Annotated in this window: 3 protein-coding genes; all 3 read right to left on the bottom strand. The window is 48.7% G+C overall.

The annotated features are described in order from the left end of the window. On the bottom strand, positions 1-283 hold a 283-nt coding region (locus ACSHWX_RS18320), incomplete at its 3' end, for a hypothetical protein (RefSeq protein WP_435669650.1). A 97-nt stretch (positions 284-380) separates the two neighbouring features. After that, positions 381-1,517, bottom strand: coding sequence for a mandelate racemase/muconate lactonizing enzyme family protein (locus ACSHWX_RS18315; RefSeq protein ID WP_435669649.1), 1,137 nt, complete (start codon positions 1,515-1,517; stop codon positions 381-383). 94 nt (positions 1,518-1,611) lie between these two features. After that, positions 1,612-2,298 (bottom strand): GntR family transcriptional regulator, encoded by a 687-nt coding sequence (locus tag ACSHWX_RS18310; protein ID WP_435669648.1) that lies wholly within the window; start codon positions 2,296-2,298, stop codon positions 1,612-1,614. Between the last annotated feature and the right edge of the window lie 42 nt (positions 2,299-2,340).

Here is a 2,340-nt window from a genome sequence, read left to right as displayed (position 1 = left end):
GTGTGGTGGAGGCAAGTGCGAGCAACGTCACGCCTTGAACATTGAAGGTTCTAATACTTTCAAGCTCCTTGATGGAATCGCCATCAGACGAGGCCGAAACAAAGTCATACCCCAGCGCTGCGGCTTCTTCTTCTGCACCGGATACGATGGACTGCATGAAGGCATCTGCTTGATTATGCACGAGAATGCCGACAGTACCTTTTTCATCGGCTGAGGCGAAACTCGGCACAACCATTGCGGAGACAACGGCTAGAGCGGGAATAAGTTTGTATATTTTACGCATGTTTTCTTCCTTTTTAGTAGGTCAAATTCTTCTAGTTCCACCGCCACAAATTCCGTGTTGTTGCCGGAAATTTAGCGGATTTACTGATTTTTCAGACTCAGCAAATTTGATATTTCGCAATGACATCCCGGTCGATATCTACGCCCAGCCCCTCAAACTCAGGCAAATCGATATACCCGTCGCGCATGGTCAACTTGGTCCTTGAGAGCTCATCTCGGAACACATTTGGAGAGCGATCATATTCAAGGAAAACATCGGCAGGGTTCAGACTTTCGGGAAAATCAGGCATCGCAAACGCGGCGTTCAAACCAACCGAAAGCGCGACGGCACCACCCCAAACATGCGGGCAACATTGAATGTTTTCTAGTTTAGCCATTTGTACGATTTTTTGGAATTCCGTAAGCCCGCCCGCAACACAGCAATCAGGTTGAACAATATCCACCGCCCGCGCCGCAATTAGTGGCTGAAATCCATAGCTGGTGAATTCGGTTTCACCGCCTGCAATCGGGATGGTCGTTGCTGCTTTAACCTCTTGATACCCTTTGATATCTTCGGAAGGAACTGGCTCTTCAAACCACTTGATATTGTACTGTTCAATGTCGCGTGCAAGCGATATAGCAGTGCAGGCATTGTAGGCATGGTTTGCATCAACCATTAAGTCAATACTATCACCTATGGCGCTTCGAATGGCGCGCACCATACGCTTGTCATTCTCAACACCAAAACCGATTTTCATTTTCATTGCCCGAAAACCAGACTGGGCATATCCGACAGCTTCTCCGACCAAATCACGCTCATTGGTGACACTTGCGCTGTGGTATAAGCCCGTCGCATAAGGCACTAGGCGCTTGCGGCGCGCCCCACCTATCAGGCGGTACACGGGTAGTTTTGTGTATTTCCCCTTCAGATCCCACAGTGCGTTATCGACCGCACTCAAAGCCTGAATAGCCGAGCCTTTCTGGCCACAATTGCGCATGGAATTATACAAATCATCCCAAATAAGTCCGTTATCAAAAACGTTTTGGCCGATCAGTCGATCTTTATATGCATGGTCAATTACTGACTTGTTGATGTGCGCGTTGCCAAAAGCCTCCCCAAAACCACTCAAACCATCTTCTGTGACGATCTCGAGCAGCATGATCGTGCGGGTATTGTACCATGCCTGCGCATAGCAAAAACTCTGCTCCCCGAGGCTTTGGGAAACGATATATGGTATGACTTTAGCGATCTTCATTTATAAATTCCTGATTGGATTCTTAGACATCTCTCTCGCGTGGCCAAGGCCACTGCCCGCAAACCGGGCAATTCAACTTTTAGGGCAAATCAATCTATATTTTGGCCATCTGGCCTTCTCTAAGAGAGACTAGCCGATCACGGGAGTTTTCTAGGTGTATTCGCATCGCTTCGATGGCTAGCTTGGGATCTCCCGCAAGATAGCTTCTCGCGACTTCTAAATGCTCTGGAAGCGCTAGCGAAAATGAATGCGGCAGCTCGGCGACTATAGTGTGCTGCGCCCAACTAAAGAGATCCATCTGGCTCATCAAAAGCTTCTTGATCCGCCCATTTCCACAATATTCACGCGCCAATTCATGCACCACCCGATCTTCTTTCTCGAGGTCAAATTCTGTAGCTTCGCCTTTCAAAACTTTACTATATGTTTCGACAAGCGATTGCGCCCGCGTTTTTGGTATATGGGCAGTAGCCAATTCGACAGCCATACATTCCAGCGCGATCCGCACGTCAAAAATCTCTTGAAGAGTCTCAACGTTCATCTGAGCAACAAAGGCACCTTTCCGCGGCTCGATAGTGACAAGTCCTTGCCCCTCCAATGCCCGCAACGCATCACGGAAAGGAGTTGATGAAACTTGCCAAATTTTTTGGTAGTTTGCTACTTCAACCCGCCCCCCAGGAGCAATCCGCCCCTCGGTAATCTCGCGTCGCAGCGCGCTTTCGACCTGCTCTGACAGAGAAAGCCGATTGAAACTTTCGGTGCTTATTTCTGATTTAAAATTCATTGAAGTCCCCCCCTGACAACGCGCAGCCCATCGGAATACATA

This window comes from Maritalea sp. (genome assembly GCF_051251695.1).
GTDB lineage: Bacteria > Pseudomonadota > Alphaproteobacteria > Rhizobiales > Devosiaceae > Maritalea.
The sequence above is the reverse complement of the archived record's forward strand: the minus strand, read 5'-3'. Positions and strand labels throughout refer to the sequence as shown.